Origin of the sequence: Aliirhizobium wenxiniae, assembly GCF_019511445.1 — a bacterium.
Lineage (GTDB): Bacteria > Pseudomonadota > Alphaproteobacteria > Rhizobiales > Rhizobiaceae > Neorhizobium > Neorhizobium wenxiniae_A.
In genome coordinates, this window is the sequence record NZ_JAEUAN010000007.1 from 152653 (window position 1) to 172749 (window position 20097).

At 60.5% G+C, this 20097-nt stretch carries 18 protein-coding genes; 14 read left to right on the top strand and 4 right to left on the bottom strand.

Annotated elements, in window-relative coordinates; genetic code table 11:
• Window positions 1–3: 3 nt before the first annotated feature.
• Window positions 4–615 carry a LysE family translocator gene (locus JNB91_RS11140; protein ID WP_220325570.1) on the top strand — a complete coding sequence of 204 codons (612 nt, stop codon included), beginning with the start codon at window positions 4–6 and terminating at the stop codon, window positions 613–615.
• A gap of 5 nt (window positions 616–620) precedes the next feature.
• Here JNB91_RS11140 and JNB91_RS11145 read toward each other — a convergent pair whose 3' ends face one another.
• Together JNB91_RS11145 and JNB91_RS11150 are read right to left on the bottom strand one after the other, a co-directional pair.
• Entirely contained in the window at window positions 621–1232 is a 612-nt protein-coding gene (locus tag JNB91_RS11145; RefSeq protein WP_220325571.1) for a hypothetical protein, read from the bottom strand.
• Between the two features lie 101 nt (window positions 1233–1333).
• Window positions 1334–1939, bottom strand: a complete 606-nt coding sequence (locus JNB91_RS11150; RefSeq protein WP_220325572.1) for an MOSC domain-containing protein — start codon at window positions 1937–1939, stop codon at window positions 1334–1336.
• Window positions 1940–1996: 57 nt separating this feature from the next.
• Between JNB91_RS11150 and recR the strand changes: the two genes are divergently transcribed.
• Window positions 1997–2602, top strand: a complete 606-nt coding sequence (recR, locus tag JNB91_RS11155) for a recombination mediator RecR (protein WP_220325573.1) — start codon at window positions 1997–1999, stop codon at window positions 2600–2602.
• Window positions 2603–2660: 58 nt separating this feature from the next.
• The gene (locus JNB91_RS11160) at window positions 2661–3884 is read left to right on the top strand and encodes a lytic murein transglycosylase (protein WP_223218151.1); all 1224 of its coding nucleotides are present in this window, start codon (window positions 2661–2663) and stop codon (window positions 3882–3884) included.
• On the opposite strand, the gene JNB91_RS11165 is transcribed toward JNB91_RS11160, so the two are convergent.
• Window positions 3876–4328, bottom strand: coding sequence for a GNAT family N-acetyltransferase (locus JNB91_RS11165; protein WP_220325575.1), 453 nt, complete (start codon window positions 4326–4328; stop codon window positions 3876–3878). The two genes, JNB91_RS11160 and JNB91_RS11165, sit on opposite strands and share 9 nt — an antisense overlap.
• A gap of 8 nt (window positions 4329–4336) precedes the next feature.
• The gene (locus tag JNB91_RS11170) at window positions 4337–5965 is read right to left on the bottom strand and encodes an MFS transporter (RefSeq protein WP_220325576.1); all 1629 of its coding nucleotides are present in this window, start codon (window positions 5963–5965) and stop codon (window positions 4337–4339) included.
• A gap of 234 nt (window positions 5966–6199) precedes the next feature.
• Between JNB91_RS11170 and rimP the strand changes: the two genes are divergently transcribed.
• The 11 genes from rimP (at window position 6200) to JNB91_RS11225 (ending at window position 20013) form a co-directional block, all read left to right on the top strand.
• Window positions 6200–6793 carry a ribosome maturation factor RimP gene (gene rimP, locus JNB91_RS11175; RefSeq protein WP_220325577.1) on the top strand — a complete coding sequence of 198 codons (594 nt, stop codon included), beginning with the start codon at window positions 6200–6202 and terminating at the stop codon, window positions 6791–6793.
• Between the two features lie 68 nt (window positions 6794–6861).
• Window positions 6862–8469, top strand: a complete 1608-nt coding sequence (gene nusA / locus JNB91_RS11180; RefSeq protein WP_220325578.1) for a transcription termination factor NusA — start codon at window positions 6862–6864, stop codon at window positions 8467–8469.
• Window positions 8466–9155, top strand: a complete 690-nt coding sequence (locus JNB91_RS11185) for an RNA-binding protein (protein ID WP_220325579.1) — start codon at window positions 8466–8468, stop codon at window positions 9153–9155. The genes nusA and JNB91_RS11185 overlap by 4 nt, the downstream gene beginning before the upstream one ends.
• Window positions 9156–9255: 100 nt before the next feature.
• Entirely contained in the window at window positions 9256–12078 is a 2823-nt protein-coding gene (gene infB, locus JNB91_RS11190; protein ID WP_220325580.1) for a translation initiation factor IF-2, read from the top strand.
• 74 nt (window positions 12079–12152) lie between these two features.
• Entirely contained in the window at window positions 12153–12911 is a 759-nt protein-coding gene (gene kduD / locus JNB91_RS11195; RefSeq protein ID WP_220325581.1) for a 2-dehydro-3-deoxy-D-gluconate 5-dehydrogenase KduD, read from the top strand.
• 265 nt (window positions 12912–13176) lie between these two features.
• Complete coding sequence (exbB, locus tag JNB91_RS11200) at window positions 13177–14409, top strand: tonB-system energizer ExbB (RefSeq protein WP_220325582.1); 1233 nt, start codon at window positions 13177–13179, stop codon at window positions 14407–14409.
• A 4-nt stretch (window positions 14410–14413) separates the two neighbouring features.
• On the top strand, window positions 14414–14932 hold the full coding sequence (exbD, locus tag JNB91_RS11205) for a TonB system transport protein ExbD (RefSeq protein WP_220325583.1): 519 nt from the start codon (window positions 14414–14416) through the stop codon (window positions 14930–14932).
• A complete protein-coding gene (locus JNB91_RS11210) occupies window positions 14929–15861 on the top strand; it encodes an energy transducer TonB family protein (protein WP_220325584.1) in 933 nt (310 codons plus the stop codon). Before exbD ends, JNB91_RS11210 begins: the two co-directional genes overlap by 4 nt.
• A 96-nt stretch (window positions 15862–15957) precedes the next feature.
• A complete protein-coding gene (locus tag JNB91_RS11215) occupies window positions 15958–16950 on the top strand; it encodes an Ldh family oxidoreductase (RefSeq protein ID WP_220325585.1) in 993 nt (330 codons plus the stop codon).
• Between the two features lie 459 nt (window positions 16951–17409).
• Entirely contained in the window at window positions 17410–18033 is a 624-nt protein-coding gene (locus JNB91_RS11220; RefSeq protein ID WP_220325586.1) for a ribonuclease D, read from the top strand.
• Window positions 18034–18273: 240 nt separating this feature from the next.
• On the top strand, window positions 18274–20013 hold the full coding sequence (locus tag JNB91_RS11225) for a hypothetical protein (protein ID WP_220325587.1): 1740 nt from the start codon (window positions 18274–18276) through the stop codon (window positions 20011–20013).
• Window positions 20014–20097: the final 84 nt, after the last annotated feature.

The window sequence follows — 20097 nt, forward strand, 5'->3', positions numbered from 1 at the left end:
CCGATGACATTGGCTTCCGTGCTCGTATTCGCCGCCGCGCTGTTCCTAGCGGCGGGTTCTCCCGGCCCCAGCATTGCAGCGCTCGTTTCGCGGGTGCTGACCAAGGGCTGGCGCGACGTGCTGCCCTTCCTGATGGCGATGTGGGTGGGTGAGACCGTCTGGCTGTCCTTTGCGGTTGCCGGTCTTTCCGCCATCGCCGAAAGCTTTCAGCCCGTCTTCGTCGCGATCAAGTGGATCGGTGTTGCCTATCTTCTCTATCTCGCCTGGAAAATGTGGTTTGCCAGAACGGATGCTGCTGACGGCGAACTGCCGGAGAGCCGTTCTGCGGCAAGGATGTTCTTTGCCGGACTGACCGTGACGCTAGGCAACCCGAAGATCATGATGTTCTATGTCGCGCTTTTGCCGTCGATCATCGATCTTAACGGCGTGACAGTCATCGGCTGGCTGGAACTCGTGGCCGCGATGCTTCTCGTGCTCGCGACCGTCGACATCGTCTGGATCGTATTGGCGAACAAGGCGCGGACTTTCTTGAAAAGCCCGCGCGCTCTCAAGATCGCCAACCGCATTTCCGCTGGAACCATGGCCGGCGCGGCGGCAGCCATCGCGACCCGATAAACCCGTCAGAAGTTATATCGGACGCCGACGACGTTGGCGTTCGAGCCGCCATGCATATCGCCAAGGGTGCCCCATGCACCGGATCGGTGATGCAGGCGCCAGAAGACTTCAAGCTCGGGTTTCGAAACGCTGCTGAAACTCAATTCCGGCCCGAGATAGAAGAGCGTCGAGGCATCGCCGTCACGCGTTTCCTCATTCTTCTTTTCGCGACCTTTCATCGTCTCGGTCACATGGCTCAGGCCGAAGGTGAAGGACGGGATGATCCGGATCGTGTTGGCAATCTCGATCGCATCGTAACGGCCGACAACACCACCCCAAATCTCGGCATTGGTATTGCCGCCAAACCGGCCGGCGAGGCCTGCTTCGAGCCCGAGTTTCACCGAACCGATACTGTAAGGAAAGAACTGGTAACCGATACCAAAAATCGGATGATCTTCGTAATCGACGCCGAAAGGATTGGCCGATTCCGCCATGTCTCCATCGACCATGGCCCCACCAAAGGTGAAAAGCGAATGCTCGATATCGGTCCCCTCGGCCACGGCAACGCCGGCCGTTACAAGCTGCGCGATAAGCGCACCGGAAAGAAACCCGAGGGGGATGCGTCTCAGAAAATCCATACAAAGCTCCGCATAGCCATCAGCCAAGGGGTATAGGGCCTTAAACCTAAGCAACCATGTCACCAAATATCACGGTTTCGTGAAATGCGCTCATCGGCGACTTAGAACCGCTCCCTCCAACGGCTGCCGAGCGGTACTGAGAGGAAGCGGCTCTTCTCGGCTTCGGACACTTTTCGCCCTATCGACGCTAAGAGGTCTGAAACAGGCACGCGGTCGCCAGCATGAAACTCGCGTCTGACGCTATCTCCAGCATGAAGAGTTCCCGGCTTGATGACCCTGCAATAAATACCGGGCCGGCCTGCTTTGAGAAACGCCCTAGAAAATCCCGGAGCGCTCATACGGGCGGAAAGCGTGTTGCAGGGAGAGCGGGGAGACGTTGCCTCAAGCACGACATCGCCCAGATGAAACTGGTCGCCCACCGCCACATCCCGATTATCTAAGTCTTCGATAACGAGGTTTTCGCCGAATGTTCCGAACGGCACGGCTTGACCAAGTTCGGCACGCCACCAATCAAGCGTCACCGATCCTTCGAGCAGAACCGCCTGATCCGGCCCGCCGTGATGTTTTTTGTTGCAGACAGCATCTCCAACCAGACCAAACTCATCGATCAGCACCGAGCCGGTGACCTGTGTCTTGTAGATGCCGGTCTTGTAGCTCTTTCCGGGCAGTCGTTCCGCCTGGCCGATGCAGATCGCGAGAAGTTTCATGCGGGCCTTGGTCCTTCGGTCTTTCCGTTCAACCGACATATGGGCTAAAGGGAGAACATGGCAAAGCGAGTCACCGGCCCCGAAATCGAAAAACTCATCCAGCTTCTGGCGAAAGTGCCGGGGCTTGGGCCGCGGTCCGCGCGCCGGGCAGCGCTGCACCTGATCAAGAAGAAGGATCAATTGCTCGGCCCGCTGTCGCTTGCGATGGGCGAGGCCTATGACAAGGTGAAGATCTGCTCGCGCTGCGGTAATGTCGATACGTCCGATCCCTGCACCGTCTGCACCGATATCCGCCGCGATCACTCGATGCTGATCGTCTGCGAGGACGTGTCCGATCTCTGGGCGCTGGAACGGGCCGGCGCGATGAATGCCGCCTATCACGTTCTCGGTGGCACGCTGTCGCCGCTCGATGGTGTTGGCCCCGACGATCTCAACATCCGTGCGCTGGTCGATCGCGTCAGCGAAGGGACGGTGAAGGAGATCATCATCGCGGTCAACGCGACGGTCGAGGGGCAGACGACGGCGCATTACATCACCGACCAGCTTTCCGATTTCGACGTCAAGATAACGCGGCTTGCCCATGGCGTACCGGTCGGCGGCGAACTCGATTATCTCGACGAAGGCACGCTGACGGCGGCGCTTCGAGCACGGACGGCGATCTGATATTTTTGTTTCGAGGAGGACGATGATGAGCAAGCCTACCCGCCGCTATGGCGCAGCAATGCTTCTGGCCCTCACTGCCATCATTTCGCCCCTCCCCGCATCCGCCCAAAGCAAGCCGGATGTCGAACGCCAGTTCCAGCAGTGGATTGCAACCGATCTTGGCCCGGAGGCGCGCAAGGCGGGGATTTCGGACAAGACGCTGCGTGCGGCATTCGACGGGATCAAGCTCAACTGGAGCCTGCCGGATCTCGTGCCGCCCGGTTCCAAACCGCCGAAACAGCAGGATCAAAGCCAGGCGGAATTTTCTTCTCCCGGCGCCTATTTCAATGAGAACCGGCTGCAGACGCTGGGCGCGACCGGGCGCGGGCTGGCGGGCACCTATGCGGCGGGCCTGAAGAAAATCGAAGCGGCCTATGGCGTTCCCGGCGAGATCATCATCGCCGTCTGGGGCCGTGAATCAGGTTTCGGACGGGCAAAACTGCCCTATTCGGCGGTCGAAGTGCTGGCGACCAAAGCTTTCATGTCGACCCGCAAGCCGATGTTCCGTGAAGAGCTGATTGCTGCGTTGACGATGATCGAGCGTGGCGATGTGAGCGCTTCGACGATGAAGGGCTCCTGGGCCGGCGCGCTCGGCCAGCCGCAGTTCATGCCGACGAGCTATCTGAAATATGCCGTGGACTTCGACAAGGACGGCCATCCGGATATCTGGAATTCGGTGCCTGACACGCTGGCATCGATAGCAAACTATCTGAAGCACGAAGGCTGGCAGGCCGGTCGTGACTGGGGTTTTGAAGTCTCCATCCCCGCCAATGTCTCCTGCGCGCAGGAAGGGCCGGACCTTGCCAAGCCGATCTCCGCCTGGGCATCGACCGGGATTACGCGGATTTCCGGCAAGGCGTTTCCGGCTTCGGAAATGAAAGCGCCGGCGATGATGCTTCTACCGGCGGGCAGAAACGGTCCGGAATTCATCGTCACGCCGAATTTCTACGTGCTGAAGGAATATAACAATTCCGACCTCTATGCGCTGTTCATCGGCAATCTGGCCGATCGCATCGCTTATGGTAGCGGGCCGTTCCAGGCAAAATGGGGCGATGTGGGCAAAATGCTGCGCTCCGACGTGCTTGCGATGCAAAAGGCACTGGTCGCAAAGGGATACGATGTCGGCAATGTCGATGGATTACCGGGCTTCAAGACCCGCCGCTCGCTCGGTGACTGGCAGACGAAGGCCGGGATCTCTCCGACCTGCTATCCCGATGCCTCGCTCAAGGCCAGGTTAAGATAGGTCCAGCTTCAGCCCTTCGTGGCTCGCGACGAAGCCCAGTTTTTCGTAAAACCGGATCGCATCAGGCCGCCGCTTGTCGGACGTAAGTTGCACGAGGCCGCAACCGCGATTTCTCGCCTGCCCGACGGCCCATTCGATCATGGTCGCCCCCAACCCGTCACCGCGATGACCAGCAGCGATCCTGACACTTTCGATCTGGCCTCGCCACATGCCCGTGCGTGACAGGCCCGGGATGAACGAAAGCTGCAGACAGCCGATTACGCCATCACCGTCATCGACGGCGACCACCAGCAATTGGTTGCTGTCCGCATCGATTGCCGCGAAAGCGTCCAGATAGGCCTGATCGATCGTCTCGGACGCAACCTCTCTGGTCGCGCCGAGCGGATCATCGCTCAGAAGTGCTACGATTGCGGGCAGGTCGACCGAGCTTGCCTTGCGAAACATCACCGGCCTCAATGCAGATCGACATGGTGCTTGTGGAAGATATCGTCCTTCGGCGGGATGGTCTGCCGCTCGATCATGCGGTGAACCCGCGGCCCCTCCACGCCCTTGTGAAGCTGCCGGATCGCGTCCCATATCTCCTGGTCGATCTGCAGACGCCGGCGATTATGGCGGACATAGTCGGCCCAGGTCGCTGTGTGATAGGTCTCGGTCCAGATTTCAGGATGTTCGAGATCGCGCATCAGAGCCCATTGGCGTGCGCCATCACGAATGCGAACCCGCCGACGACGCGCCATCAGGGTGAGGAATTCGGGAATGTCGTCCTCCGCGATCTCATAATCGATCTGCGACACGATCGGGCCGCTTCGTGGCTGCAGGTCGAGCCGCAGCATCGGTTCGTTGAACTTGTTGAGCGGGCTCAGGTCGACATCGGTAAACTGCGGCAGCGGGTTTCTTAAACCTGCAAGCCCGCCCACGAGCATCGCCAGGCTGGCAAGGCTCAGGGAAACAGAGACACCAAGATTTTCGGCACCGACACCCCAAATCCAGCTCCCGACAGCCATGCCGCCGAATGTGGTTGTCTGGTAAAAGGACAATGCCCGACCGACGACCCAGCGCGGGGCCGACAGCTGCACGGTCGTGTTGAAAAGCGACAGGGCCAGGACCCAGCAAGCTCCCGGCACGACCAGCACGATCGCGGTCAGCGCGGTATTGGTGCTGAGCGCGATAACGGCCGAACTTGCAGCAAAGCCGAGGAAAGCGAACTGGACGATCCGCTCACTCGTCAGCTTTTCGCGCAATCTCGCGTTCGACATGGCGCCACCGATCGCGCCGACGCCGAAGCAACCGAGCATGATGCCGTAGGTCAATGGGCCGCCCGACACGAGATCGCGCGCAACGATCGGCAGAAGCGCCAGAATGGCGCTGGCCGAAAAACCGAAAAGCATGCCGCGGAAAAGCACGTTCAAAATGTTCGGCGACATGGAGACGTAACCGAGACCTGCCGAAAGCGCCCTCAGAAGCGTTTCGCGCGGCAGGGCATCGTCGCGACGCTCGGGCTTCCAGCGCAGGAGCGCATACATGAGCGCTACGTAACTGGCGGCGTTCAACGCGAAAGCGGCTGCAGCTCCTGCCGCGGCCACCACGGCGCCGCCGATGGCCGGCCCGACGCTTCGGGTAATGTTGAAGCCTACGCTGTTGAGCGTCACGGCCTGGGGCAGCATTTCGCGAGAAACAATATCGCCGACGGACGCCTGCCACGCGGGGTTATTCAGCGCCACGCCGCAGCCGAGAAGGAAGGTGAAACAGAGAAGCAACCAGGGTGTCAGCAGGTCGAGATAGGCAAAGATGGTCAGCGCAATCGAGACGGCCAGCATGAAGAGCTGTGCCGTCAGCATGATGCTGCGCCGGTTGAAATTGTCGGCGAGAGCGCCTGCAATCAACGAGAACATCATGATCGGCAGGGTGGTGGAAGACTGGACGAGCGCCACCATGTCCTGCGAATTGGAAATCGAGGTCATCATCCAGGCAGCGCCGACAGCCTGAATCAAGCCACCGAAATTCGATGCAAGGCTCGCAATCCATATTGTGCGGAAGGTCTGGTTCTTGAACGGTGCGAGTGTTGCTATCCTGTCCGGCACGGTATGGCTCTTGCTCCTCTTAGCGACTCTCTGAACCGGTTATAGACGTCGATCAGGCTAATTCCAGCTTTGAATGGCGGAAATGCGGAAGTCTTGCAATTGCCGGTCCAAGCGCGTATATGCAGCCCATATTCTTGATCGTCCGATGAAGAGTGGGCCCACACCGGACCCGCTCTTTTTTGTTAGGCGATCGCTTCAACCCGCAGTTTGAGCGGGGATTGAACCGGAGAGCTTATGCAGCAGACAGACCACGAGCCGCGTCTCATCGTCGAGACAGGTCTCGACCTCAGGATCGCCGAAATCATCGAGCCGGTACTGACCGCCATGGATTACCGTCTGGTCCGTGTGCGCTTGCTCAACCTGAACGGCATGACCCTGCAGATCATGGCCGAGCGCAACGACGGCACGATGGATGTCGAAGGCTGCGAAGCCGTTTCGGTCGCCATCTCACCCGTTCTTGATGTGGAAGATCCGATCGATCGCGAGTATCATCTCGAAGTGTCGTCGCCCGGCATCGACCGGCCGATGGTGCGCAAGTCGGATTTTGCCCGCTGGACCGGCCATCTGGTGAAATGCGAAACGTCGATCATGATCGACGGCAAGAAGCGTTTCCGCGGTAAGATTGCTGACGTCAACGAAGAGAGTTTTACCGTCGAGCGCGACCAGGTCGCCTATGGCGAGGAACCGCGGGTCGTCATCCCGTTCTCGGCGCTGGCCGAAGGCAAATTGATCCTGACGGACGATCTGATCCGCGATGCGCTGCGGGCCGACAAGCTCGCAAAGCAGCAGGCGGCGAACCAGAACGACGAAGCAGAAGACGAAGAATAATCGACCAACACACTGGCCTTTCCGAGGAGGGAGGGCCGCCAGAATTGGACCTACGGAGACCAACGACAATGGCAGTGAGCGCAAACCGGCTTGAACTTCTGCAGATCGCAGACGCTGTGGCCCGCGAAAAGGTCATCGACCGCGAAATCGTGCTGGCTGCGATGGCTGACGCCATCCAGAAGGCCGCCCGCTCGCGTTACGGCTCGGAAACCAATATCCGCGCCGACATCAATTCCAAGACCGGCGAAATCCGCCTGCAGCGCCTTCTCGAAGTCGTCGAGCATGCAGAAGACTACGGCACGCAGATCCCGCTGGCGCTGGCCCGCGACCGCAATGTCGATGCCAAGATCGGTGATTTCATCGCCGATCCGCTGCCGCCGATGGATTTTGGCCGCATCGCCGCCCAGTCGGCCAAGCAGGTCATCGTGCAGAAGGTGCGCGAAGCCGAGCGTGACCGCCAGTTCGACGAATTCAAGGATCGCGTCGGCGAAATCGTCAACGGTACCGTCAAGCGCGTCGAATACGGCAATGTCATCGTCGATCTCGGCCGTGGCGAAGGCATCATCCGTCGCGATGAGATGATCCCGCGCGAAAACATGCGTTACGGCGACCGCGTCCGCGCTTACGTTTACGACGTGCGCCGCGAACAGCGCGGCCCGCAGATCTTCCTGTCGCGTACCCATCCGCAGTTCATGGTGAAGCTGTTCACCATGGAAGTGCCGGAAATCTACGACGGCATCATCAACATCAAGTCGGTCGCCCGCGACCCCGGCTCGCGTGCGAAAATCGCCGTTATCTCGAACGATTCGTCGATCGATCCGGTCGGCGCCTGCGTCGGTATGCGTGGCTCCCGCGTTCAGGCGGTTGTCGGCGAGCTTCAGGGCGAAAAGATCGACATCATTCCGTGGAGCCAGGATCCGGCTTCCTTCATCGTCAATGCCCTGCAGCCGGCTGAAGTGGCCAAGGTCGTTCTCGACGAAGATGCAGAGCGGATCGAAGTCGTTGTTCCGGACGAGCAGCTGTCGCTCGCCATCGGTCGCCGCGGCCAGAACGTTCGCCTCGCTTCGCAGCTGACCGGCTGGGATATCGACATCATGACGGAAGCCGAAGAGTCGGAACGCCGTCAGAAGGAATTCAACGAGCGCACCAACCTGTTCATGGAAGCCCTCGATGTCGACGAAATGGTCGGCCAGGTGCTGGCTTCGGAAGGTTTCGCCCAGGTCGAGGAACTCGCCTATACCGAACTCGACGAAATCTCGTCGATCGACGGTTTCGACGAAGACACCGCGACGGAAATCCAGACCCGCGCCCGCGAATATCTGGAGCGTATCGAGGCTGAGAACGATGCCAAGCGCGTCGCACTCGGCGTTCAGGACGAGCTGAAGCAGATCGAAGGCCTTACTGCCCAGATGCTGGTTGCACTCGGTGAAGAAGGCATCAAGACGGTCGAAGACTTCGCCGGCTGCGCTGCCGACGATCTGGTCGGCTGGTCGGAACGCAAGGACGGCGAAACGAAGAAATTTGAAGGCACGTTCTCGAAGTTCGACGTTTCCCGCGTCGAAGCCGAACAGATGATCGTTCAGGCCCGTCTGCTTGCAGGCTGGATCACCGAAGAAGATCTCGCCCAAGAACAGGCTGAGGCCGAGGAGGAGGCCGTCGCCGCCGATCAGGAATGATCGCGGACGGTGATGGGGTGAATGATGCAGATGATTGGCCGGACGATTTCGTCGTGAACGACCGCACCTGCATTGTCACCCGCGAGGCGACCGACCCGAAGGACCTGATCCGGTTCGTCCGCGCTCCCGACGGGAGCGTGGTTCCGGATCTGAAACGGCAGCTTCCCGGTAGAGGCTGCTGGATCAAGGCCGAACGGCAACTTGTCGACCGGGCGGTGAAGCGGAAGCTGTTTTCGCGCGCTTTCAAAAGCGAAACGAAAGCAGCGGAAGATCTCGGCGCTTTGGTCGACCGGCTTCTGGTCGCCGACCTTGCCGGAATGATGAATATGGCGCGCAAGGCCGGCCAGTTCGTTTCCGGCGCAATGAAGGTCGATGCCGCAGTCCGCTCGGGAGCCGCCGTCGGCGTCTTCCACGCTTCGGATGCAGCGGCGGACGGCGTTCGAAAGATAGATCAGGCCCGCAAGGCCTTTAAGTTCGGCACCGATGCCGAGACAGACATTCCGGCCTTTTTGCTCCTCACAGGGGCCGAATTGGACGAAGTGATGCGCGAGAATGCTTTTATCCATGCCTGCGCGCTTGCAGGGCAGGCGGGTGAGGGTGTAGTGAAGCGCGCAAACCTACTTGAGCAGTACCGCAATGGCGGCCTGCCCCAGACAAAGGATGTCTTTGACATGCCTAAACCATGACGCTGTCACCGGCTCTAGCCGGACGCAGATCGATTTGTAAGACTTGAACGACAGGTTCTGATGGCTTCCATCCGTTCCTGTACGAAGGAACAGGAACGGAATGACCGACAACAAAGACGACAAGACACTCGGCGTGAAGAAGACCCTCTCGCTCAAGCCATCCGGCATGAACCAGGGTACTGTACGCCAGGATATGGGTCGCGGCCGCACGAAAGCGGTCGTCGTCGAAACGGTGAAACGCCGCCCGACCCGTCCGCAGGACGAAAAGCCGATTACCCCGATCGCAGCCCCTGCAGCACCAGCACCGGCTCCGCGCCCTGTTGAAGCTGCAGCACAGCCTGCGCCTCAGCAGCCGCGCCCGCAGCCGGCAGCTCCTGTACAGCAGCCTGCTCCGCAGGCTCAGCGCCCGGCACAGCCGCAGGGCCAGCGCCCCGGCTCTCATCAGGGCCAGCGTCCAGGCTCCAACTACGGCCAACAACAGGGCCAACGTCCGCAGCAGGGCCAGCGCCCGCAGCAGTCCGGCCAGCGTCCGCAGCAGAGCCGCCCGAACGTGCTTCACGATCTCTCCGCAGGAGAAATGGAAGCCCGTCGCCGCGCGCTGATGGAAGCACAGGCACGCGAAGTCATCGAAGCCAAGCAGCGCGCTGAAGACGAAGCACGTCGCGCCGCCGAAGCAGAGGCCCGCAAGGCTGAAGAAGCTGCCGAGGCTGCCCGCCTTGCAGCCATGCCGAAGCCCGAGCCGGAACCCGAACCCGTTGCAGCAGAGCCTGCTCCGGCAGCAGCCCGGACCCCGGAACGTACCGCCGATCGCGCACCTGCCGATCGTGGTCCGGCCGGTCGCCCGCAGTCGCCGCGCCCCGGTGCCGACGCTCCTGCAGCGCAGCCCGGCGCCGTACGCGGCCGTCGTGGCAATGATGAAGACGATGATCGTGGTCCTGCTCGTGGTCCGGCCGGTGCACCCGGTCGCGGTCGCGTCGCGGCGCCCGCCCCTGCCAAGCCGCCGGCACGCCCGAAGGGCGACGAAGGCCGCCGCCAGGGCAAGCTGACGATCACCGCTGCCAGCACCGACGATGACGGCAACAACCGCGGCCGTTCGATGGCGGCCATGCGCCGCCGACAGGAAAAGTTCCGCCGCAGCCAGATGCAGGAGACCCGTGAAAAGGTCGCTCGCGAAGTCATCCTGCCGGAAACCATCACCATTCAGGAACTGTCGCAGCGCATGTCCGAACGCGCGGTCGACGTTATCAAGTACCTGATGAAGGAAGGCCAGATGATGAAGCCGGGCGACGTCATCGACGCCGACCTTGCAGAACTCATCGCCGCCGAATTCGGCCATACCGTCAAGCGCGTTTCGGAATCCGACGTTGAAGAGGGCATCTTCGACAAGGCCGACGATGCGGGCGAAATGGTTTCGCGTCCGCCGGTCGTCACGATCATGGGTCACGTCGACCACGGCAAGACCTCGCTGCTCGACGCCATCCGCCAGGCGAATGTCGTTTCCGGCGAAGCCGGTGGCATCACCCAGCATATCGGTGCCTATCAGGTCGAAAAGAACGGTCAGAAGATCACCTTCATCGACACCCCCGGTCACGCCGCCTTTACGGCCATGCGTGCCCGTGGTGCGCAGGCGACGGATATCGCAATTCTCGTGGTTGCAGCCGACGACAGCGTGATGCCGCAGACGATCGAATCCATCAACCACGCCAAGGCGGCCGGTGTTCCGATCATCGTGGCGATCAACAAGATCGACAAGCACGAAGCCAAGCCGGACAAGGTCCGTCAGCAGCTTCTGCAGCACGAAGTCTTCGTCGAATCGCTCGGCGGTGAAGTGCTCGACGTCGAAGTTTCGGCCAAGAACAAGACCAACCTCGACAAGCTGCTCGAGGCCGTTCTGCTGCAGGCTGAAATCCTCGACCTGAAGGCCGATCCGACCCGTACGGCCGAAGGTACCGTTATCGAAGCCCAGCTCGACCGTGGTCGCGGTGCGGTTGCGACCGTACTCGTCCAGAAGGGCACTCTGAAGCCTGGCCAGATCATCGTTGCCGGCGATCAGTGGGGCCGTGTTCGCGCTCTCGTCACCGACAAGGGCGATCACGTCAAGGAAGCCGGTCCGGCAACTCCGGTCGAAGTCCTTGGTCTCTCGGGTACGCCTGCTGCCGGTGACCGTTTCGCGGTCGTCGAAAACGAAGCGCGCGCCCGCGAAATCTCGGAATACCGTCAGCGTCTGGCACGCGACAAGGCCGTTGCCCGTCAGACCGGTCAGCGCGGTTCGCTCGAACAGATGATGAGCAAGCTGCAGAATACCGGTTTCAAGGAATTCCCGCTGGTCATCAAGGGCGACGTGCAGGGTTCGGTCGAAGCGATCATCGCGTCGCTCGACAAGCTCGGTACCGACGAAGTTCGCGCACGCATCGTCCATTCGGGCGCCGGTGCCATCACGGAGTCGGATATCTCGCTCGCCGAGGCATCGGATGCCGCCATCATCGGCTTCAACGTTCGCGCCAACACCCAGGCCCGCACGACGGCCGAGCGCAACGGTATCGATATCCGCTACTACAACATCATCTACGATCTGGTAGATGACGTTAAGGCAGCGATGTCGGGTCTGCTCTCGCCGGAACGCCGCGAAACCTTCCTCGGCAATGCCGAGATCCTGGAAGTCTTCAACATCACCAAGGTCGGCAAGGTTGCCGGTTGCCGTGTTGTCGAAGGCAAGGTCGAGCGTGGTGCAGGCGTACGCCTCATCCGCGACAACGTCGTCATCCACGAAGGCAAGCTCAAGACGCTCAAGCGCTTCAAGGACGAAGTTGCCGAAGTGCCGATGGGTCAGGAATGCGGTATGGCTTTCGAAAACTACGAAGATATCCGCGCCGGCGATACGATCGAGTGCTTCCGCGTAGAACATATCACGCGCACGCTTTAAGCTTGACAATTGTCATGTTACGAACAGCCGCCGGGGAGCAATCCCCGGCGGTTTTCGTTTATGTGGAGGTTTACATGGCTAATTCGTTCGACCTGACCGGCAAGACAGCAATCGTTACCGGGGCCAATACCGGCCTCGGCCAGGCAATCGCGGTGGCGCTTGCCGAAGCTGGAGCCAAAGTGGCGCTGGTCGGTCGCTCATCGATGGCAGAGACCGAAGCTGCGATCAAAGCCGCCGGCGGTGAAAGCCTCGCGATCTCGGCGGATCTTTCCACGCTTGAACCGATCGAGCGTATTTTGGACGAGACGACAGCATGGTCCGGCGGCGCCGATGTGCTCATCAACAATGCCGGGATCATCCGTCGCGCCGATGCCCTCGACTTTACCGAGGAAGACTGGGACGCGGTGATGGACGTGAACCTGAAGAACGTCTTCTTTCTGTCTCAGGCCTTTGCCCGGCGGCTCGTTGCAGCCGAAAAGGGCGGAAAGATCGTCAACATCGCCTCGCTTTTATCCTTCCAGGGCGGCATCCGCATCCCATCCTATACGGCATCGAAGAGCGGCCTTGCCGGCCTGACCCGGCTTCTGGCCTGCGAATGGGCGGGCAAGGGCATTAACGTCAACGCGATTGCGCCCGGCTATTTCTCGACCAACAATACCGAGGCACTGCGCAACGATCCCGACCGCAATGCCGCCATTCTGGCACGCATTCCGGCCGGCCACTGGGGCAAGCCGGAAGAACTCGGCGGCGCTGCCGTCTTCCTTGCCTCTTCGGCGTCGGACTATATCCATGGCACCGTGCTGCCCGTAGATGGCGGCTGGCTAGCTCGCTAAGTCTTCAAACCAGACATCCAACAAGCATTTGGTCTGCGCCATTTTGGTATGGCGCAGACCACAACAGGCCTGACTTCCGTCATTTACGATATGCTGAAGGTAAAATTGGCGGCTTCACTCAAGATTTATTAGTTGCCATTTGTAGTCATGTTTATTATCGCATAGCAGCAAAGTCTGTTGCTGGCCTCAAGTTGGGCCGTGACCGAATGATATCGTGCCGAGCCGGCAAAAATGCCTTTCGGCAATAGTCGGAGTATCGCCTGAAATGTCTGCTGCTTTTGCCCCTGCCGTCGCCGGAAACCGCCGCCTTGGGAAGGTTGCGAAACATCTCGGGCTCACGGTTGCGACGCTTACCCTGCTGAGCGCAATGGCAATGGCCCAAACCTCTGCTCCAGAGGCACCAGCCTCTCCGCAGGCGGATAACACGACACAACAGCCGGCCCCCGCTTCTTCCGCTGCGCCGACGACCGGTCGGGCTGCTCCCGCCGCACCGACAACTGCGCAGGCTCCTACAGCGCCTTCTGCTCCTTCAGAAAGCGTAGCACCTGCCGCACCGCCAGCAAACGAGACGGCTCCCGCTACCCAGGCACCGGCGCAGCCGACTGCACCTTCCACACCGGCCGAGACGCCAGCTCCAGCCGCTTCTCAGCCCGCCCCCACCTCGACGCCTGACGCGCCCGCCGTGGACGCCGGTTCCGCTCCCGTTCAGGCACAGTTGCCGCAGGAAACCGTGACGGATCTTGCCCCGGCTGAGGAGCCGGAAGCGCTGACAATTCCGCATGATCTCTCCCCTTGGGGCATGTTCATGGCGGCAGACTGGGTCGTGAAAAGCGTCATGATCGGGCTTGCCATCGCATCGCTCGCAACCTGGACCGTTTGGCTGGTGAAGACGCTTGAACTTGCCGGCGCCCGCGCCCGCGCAGGCCGTACCATCAAGATCATCCGCAATTCCCGCACGCTCGCAGAAGCGGTCGATGCGTCTGCCGGACGCGGCGGCCCCGCGGCCTATATGCTGCAAGCTGCCGCCGAGGAAATGAAGATGTCCGCAGATGCTCTCGACCATGTCGAAGGTGACGGTGTGAAAGAACGCGTCGGCTCGTCGCTCTCGCGCATCGAGGCCTTTGCAGGCCGTCGGATTGCGCGCGGTACCGGCATTCTGGCAACGATCGGATCTGTTGCGCCCTTCGTCGGCCTGTTCGGTACGGTCTGGGGTATCATGAACTCGTTTATCGGCATTTCGGAAACGCAGACGACCAACCTCGCCGTCGTTGCACCCGGCATTGCCGAAGCGCTGCTGGCAACCGCCATCGGCCTCGTTGCCGCCATTCCGGCCGTCGTGATCTACAACCTCTTTGCCCGCTCGGTGACCGGTTACCGCCAGTTGCTTGCCGATGCCGCCAGCGGCGTCGAGCGGCTGGTAAGCCGCGACCTCGATTTCCGCAAGGTTCCCCCGGGCGGCCGCAAGTCGGCCCCGGTATCGCTCATGGCCGGAGAGTAAGACCATGGCCGGCGGCATTCGCGAACATCACGGCGAGGAATTGCAGGAGAATCACGAGATCAACGTGACGCCGTTCATCGACGTCATGCTGGTTCTCCTGATCATCTTCATGGTCGCCGCCCCGCTCTCGACGGTGGACGTCAATGTCGACCTGCCTGCGTCGAGCGCAAAGCCTGCACAGCGGCCGGAAGAACCTCTCTATCTGACTGTCCAGTCGGACCTGACGCTCAATCTCGGCAATGATCCAGTGGCTCGCGAACAACTGGCGGCCAGGCTCGACACAATCACCGGCGGCAACAAGGACACGCGTATCTTCCTGCGTGCCGACAAGGCCGTCGATTACGGCCAGTTCATGGAAGTGATGAACCTGCTGCGCAATTCGGGATATCTGAAGATCGCGCTGGTCGGGCTGGAAGTATTGCCTGGTGCTGCTCAACCGGCAGCTCAGCCAGGTGCTGAGGCTCAGCCTGAAGCACAAACTGCGCCGGCGCCCGCTGGAGCAGCGTCTGGAGTTTCACCATGAACCCTGCCGCCCCCTATCGCAATCGGGTTCAGAAGATCGGCGAGATCTCGCTATGGGCCGGCGCCTCCGTGCTGGTGCTGAGCGCGCATATCGCCGCCGCTGCCCTTTTGATGCAGGAAGAACCGGTCGTCGATGCTGACAGCGCACCGCCCGCCGCAATCATGATCGAGCTTGCGCCGGAGCCGGAGGCCGTCAATACGGAGGCGGAACAGGTTTCGCCCGACACGACCGATTCAGAGAAGGTGGAGAGTGAGCAGGTAAAACCTGTCGAAGAGGTTCAGCAGGAGCCTGATCCGCTTCCCGATCCGGTTGAGCCGCCGCCCGAAGAAGTCGTCGAGGAAGAACCTCTTCCGCCCGAGCCTGAAATCGCTCAGCCCCTGCCCGAGCCACCGCCGGAGCCGATCGAAGAGCCAGATCCGCTTGAGCAGCAGATGACTGCGGCGCTGGAAAATGTCGAGGTGCCGCTGCCGGTCGTTCGTCCGCCGCCGCCACCGCCGGAGATTGCGGAAAAGCCCGAACCTAAAAAAGAGCCCAAGAAGGTCGAGCGCAAAAAGCCGCAGCAGCAGCAAGCTCAAAAGGAGCTTGCCCAGGCCAAGGCCCAGGTCCAGCAATCGAACCGCAATGCCGCAAGCCAGTCATCGACCGGTTCCGTTGCGACCTCCTCGGTCTCTCCGGCGCGTTGGATGACGCGTGTCAGAGCCAAGATCGCCCGCAATGCACGTCGCTGCCCGGTCCGCGACAAGGGTGTCGTCACGGTCAGCTTCACATTCGACAATGGCGGCAATATCGGTCGCGTTTCTGTTGCTCGCTCCTCAGGCAATGCTCAGATCGATGATTACGTGACTTCAGCCATTCGCAAGGCCTCGCCAATTCCGGCACCGCCTTCGGGTGTTGCCAGCTCACTTACCCAGTCGGTAGAGTGCGAGTGATCGCTTAAGAGGGATCCCGCCCGAAATTCCGCTTGGAGGCTTAGGCAGCTCGCTCTGGTCTCTCGCCTCAACACGGAATTTCTGGACCCCCTCCCCATGCATATGACCTTGACTGAAGCCGAAGCGCTCATCCGCGGCATCTTCGAAGATAATGGCGTCGTGCCTTCGGCCGCTCTTTCCGTCGCCCGCGCACTGGTTCAATCGGAAGCCGCCGGCCAATCCGGCCACGGTCTTCGCCGCGTACCCGCTTATGTGAAGCAGGTTAGAACCGGCAAAGTGGACGGTTCTGCCACGCCACGATCTTCACGCACGCGTCCCGCAGTTCTGTCGATCGACGCCGCACATGGCTTTGCCTACCCTGCTCTCGATCTTGCCGTCGCCGAGCTTCCCGCCATCACCCGTGAGCAAGGCATTGCTTTTGCCGCCATCGGGCGCTCGCATCATGCCGGGGTTATGGCACTAACGGTGGAGCGCTTTGCCGATCAGGGGCTGATCGCGATGATGTTTGCCAATGCACCGGCCGCCATGGCGCCCTGGGGCGGGAAAAGCCCGCTCTTCGGCACCAACCCGATCGCCTTTGCAGTCCCTGTCTTGAATTCGGACCCTCTGGTCATCGACCTGGCACTGTCTAAAGTCGCGCGTGGCAAGGTCATGGAGGCCCACCAGAAGGGCAAGAGCATTCCCGATGACTGGGCTTTCGATATTAACGGCAATGCCACCACGGATGCCGCTGCGGCGCTTAAAGGCACCATGGCGCCCTCGGGCGGCGCCAAGGGGGCTGCGCTGGCGCTGATGGTGGAGGTGCTTTCCGCAGGTCTTGCAGGCGCAAACTTCTCCTACCAGGCCAGCTCGCTCTTTGACGAAAATGGCCCGCCGCCGGAACTTGGCCACACGATCATCGCGATCGATCCGGACGCAGCCAATGGCGGCGGCACCGCCATGCGTATGGCTGCACTTGCCGAAGAAATGACCAACCAGGAAGGCGTGCGGCTTCCCGGCCGCAAGGGGAAAGGCCTGCGGGCCGAAGCTCTGGCGAATGGGATAGAGGTCGAAGACGACGTGCTCAGCGCGATCGACGCTTTACGCTGATCGCGATCAGAAACGTTCAGCACCCATCGCGAATTCTTCATGAGAAGGCTTCGGGCGCTGAAAGCTCCACCAAATCGGCAAGAGACAATGCCGGATCGCAAAACAATCTTGCATCCGCGGTTCAATCGTCTTTGGGAAAAAAACCTCCAGAAAAGCGAAAAGCCTGGCGCGGGAGGAGGATGCGCCAGGCTTTAAACTTGATCGACAACTGGGAGGAGGAGGATGTTGCCGATCCGTATCGAACGACACTGGGAGGAGGAGTGCGTCGTTCGATGAGCAATATATAGGCTAACACTGGTATGCTCGCCAAGCCGGTTGGGCGCATTGCAGCAATGCAATAGGTGCAATGCTGAGCATTTGCCCATAACGGCAACATCATGTCTGCCATCATCACTATATCGCTATGAGCAAAGCTGGATTATAGGCAATATCGATTCAAATGCTTGGAAAGGCGTGGTTATGGCTGAAATTCGCTACCATGAGGGAGATCTTCCGGCAGCAGTAGCGGCTCGTTACACGGGTGCGATCGCGATCGATACCGAAACGCTCGGCCTGATCCCTCGCCGTGATCGCCTATGTGTTGTGCAATTATCGCCGGGCGATGGCACCGCCGACGTCATCCGCATTGAAGCCGGACAGAATCAGGCGCCTAACCTCGTCGCGCTACTGGCTGATTCGTCTCGCCAGAAAATCTTCCACTACGGACGCTTCGATATCGCCGTGCTTTTCCATACGTTCGGGGTATTGGCCACACCGGTCTTCTGCACCAAGATCGCGTCACGCCTGACCAGGACCTATACGGATCGTCACGGATTGAAGGACAATCTGCGCGAACTGGTCGAGGTCGATATTTCCAAGGCCCAGCAGCAGACAGACTGGGCCGCCGAAACGCTGTCACAAGCGCAGCTCGAATATGCGGCTTCCGACGTGCTTTATCTGCATGCCTTGCGCGACAAGCTGACGATGCGGTTGATCCGCGACAACCGCACGGATCTTGCCGCAGCCTGCTTCGAGTTCCTGCCGACCCGCGCAAGACTTGATCTGCTCGGATGGGAAGAGACGGATATTTTCGCGCATAGCTGAGTGTTCGAAGATCGCTCAAAGCGTCTTCGGCATGCCTATTGATCGGGATCCGGCAATCTGCAGCACCACGCGACGTATCGCGCCAACACGCAGGCGGCAAGTTAGCCGACCGTTAACCATTTTCATTTAACGTCTATCAATCGGCATCATCCCGCCATGAGGCGTTGCGGCCGCAGCCGCACAATTCCCAGACATTGGCCGAACCTGTCCCACCGTCGCAGATAACAGATGGAGCATGCGATGCTGCCACCCGTTCGTGCCGCGTTGAGTTCGACTGCAGACTACCAGAGCCAGGCACAGGCAGCGGTTACGTCTGAGCGTGTAATCGTGTCGCCAAAAGCCTCGCAATCGCAGACGGCAAACGACACGGTCCTTTCAGGTGCACGCCTCGATGCCGCCTCGCTTTCTGCCCAGCTCAAGCTGGCGCAGGGGTCGTCAATTCTTGCCGAGACGATCGGCAAACTGCTGAAGACACCGCGCGGGGAAAACGAGTCGCTGCTCGACTATACGGCTCGTCTCTTCGAAGTCGTGCAGCGCTTGAAGCCGCAGGAGATCGCCAATGTGGAACGGCTCCTGAACCAGATCGTCAAAGGCATTTCCTTAAGGCTGATGGCAGAAATTCTGAAGGAGCCGGTTGGCCCGATAGCCGCCCGGCTTGCTGCCCATATGGAGGTGGCCAACATCGCCCAGCGCGATCTTGCCGCAAAAACAGTGGTCAGCTTCTATCGGCAAAATGGCAGCACGGATGCTTCTCCTAATGGCAATAGTCCACGCCTGCCGCAAACTGGCGCCCCGGCAGCTGCCACGCCGGTAAGCCAGGCTGGAAAGGTGCCTGCAGCCCCCACCGTCAACGAGATTGCCTCTCCTCGCCAACCGACGACGAACGATGGCGTGCCGAAACTTGCAGAAGGGCAGAATCAGCGCCCTTCTGGATCTCCCAATGCCACCACATCGATGCCGATAACGATCAAGCCGGATCAACTTGAGCACATCGCGAAATCTGCGCGTGATCAATCCAATACAGTGCCACCGGCAACACCAAATCGGATAGGCACCACCACAAATGAGATAACGGGAGCGACCAGGCAGGTGATATCCCAACCTGCTCTACCGCCTACCCCCCAGCCAAATTTAGTGCGTGCGGAAAGCGATTTCGGCAAACCCGGTATGGCGACAGCCATCCCCGGTAATCAGGCCCTGACCGCAGCCGCCCAAGTCGCGCAGCCTGCTACGACGCCAGAACCGGATGAAATGCAGGCTTTGGCGCGTACGGCGATGGAGATGTTTAAGCGGGACATGCCGGTTCCTGCGCGGCTTTGGTCGGCGCTTTCCGACCAGACGCTGTTGAAACTGGCGAACTGGCTGGCCATGACCCTTTCCGAACTCGACTTGCCGGAAACCCCGCATCTTCCGGCTTCGCCGGCTGCCATGCAAACGGCGGCGGAGGGCAAGCCTGTCGATCAGCAGCGCCCGGCCAACAGCCAGCAACAGCCAGCCTCACAACAAAGCGGCCAGGCGGCAGCACCTTCACAGACCGCAAATGGGAGTGCTGCGGATACGGCCCGTCTCGCTGCAACATTGCCCAGAGCGGACACAACGGAACAGTACATGGCCGCCATGGCGAGTGCTGCAAGTGCATTGCCAACACAGGCACGCGAAGCTTTGCCGTGGCCCTATGTGGCCGCCTATCCCCCTGCAGACGACGAGGAGCCCCGGCGCGAACAAAGAAGGCCTGAGCCGATCGAAGCGATCGAGGACGAGGAACAGGACGGGTCATCGCAGCAGCACGCCTTCGGCGACGAGCCACAGCAGGAAAGCGAGCAGCCGCAGGAAGATGCCCAGAACGAAGAAAACGCCACTGAGACCATGACAAAAGCAGAAAGAGCGGCGGGATACCGGGCTGGTGAAGCCAGAATAGAGGCGGATGCCCCGGAAGCACGTCCAAGCGATCTCTATTGGCGGATGGCCGGCTGGGCCTGAAGATCACACCATCCAAGGGGGCGAACGGCCCCAAAATCAGACAGAAAAAAGCCGCCGGACCTTTCGATCCGGCGGCTTCTTTTT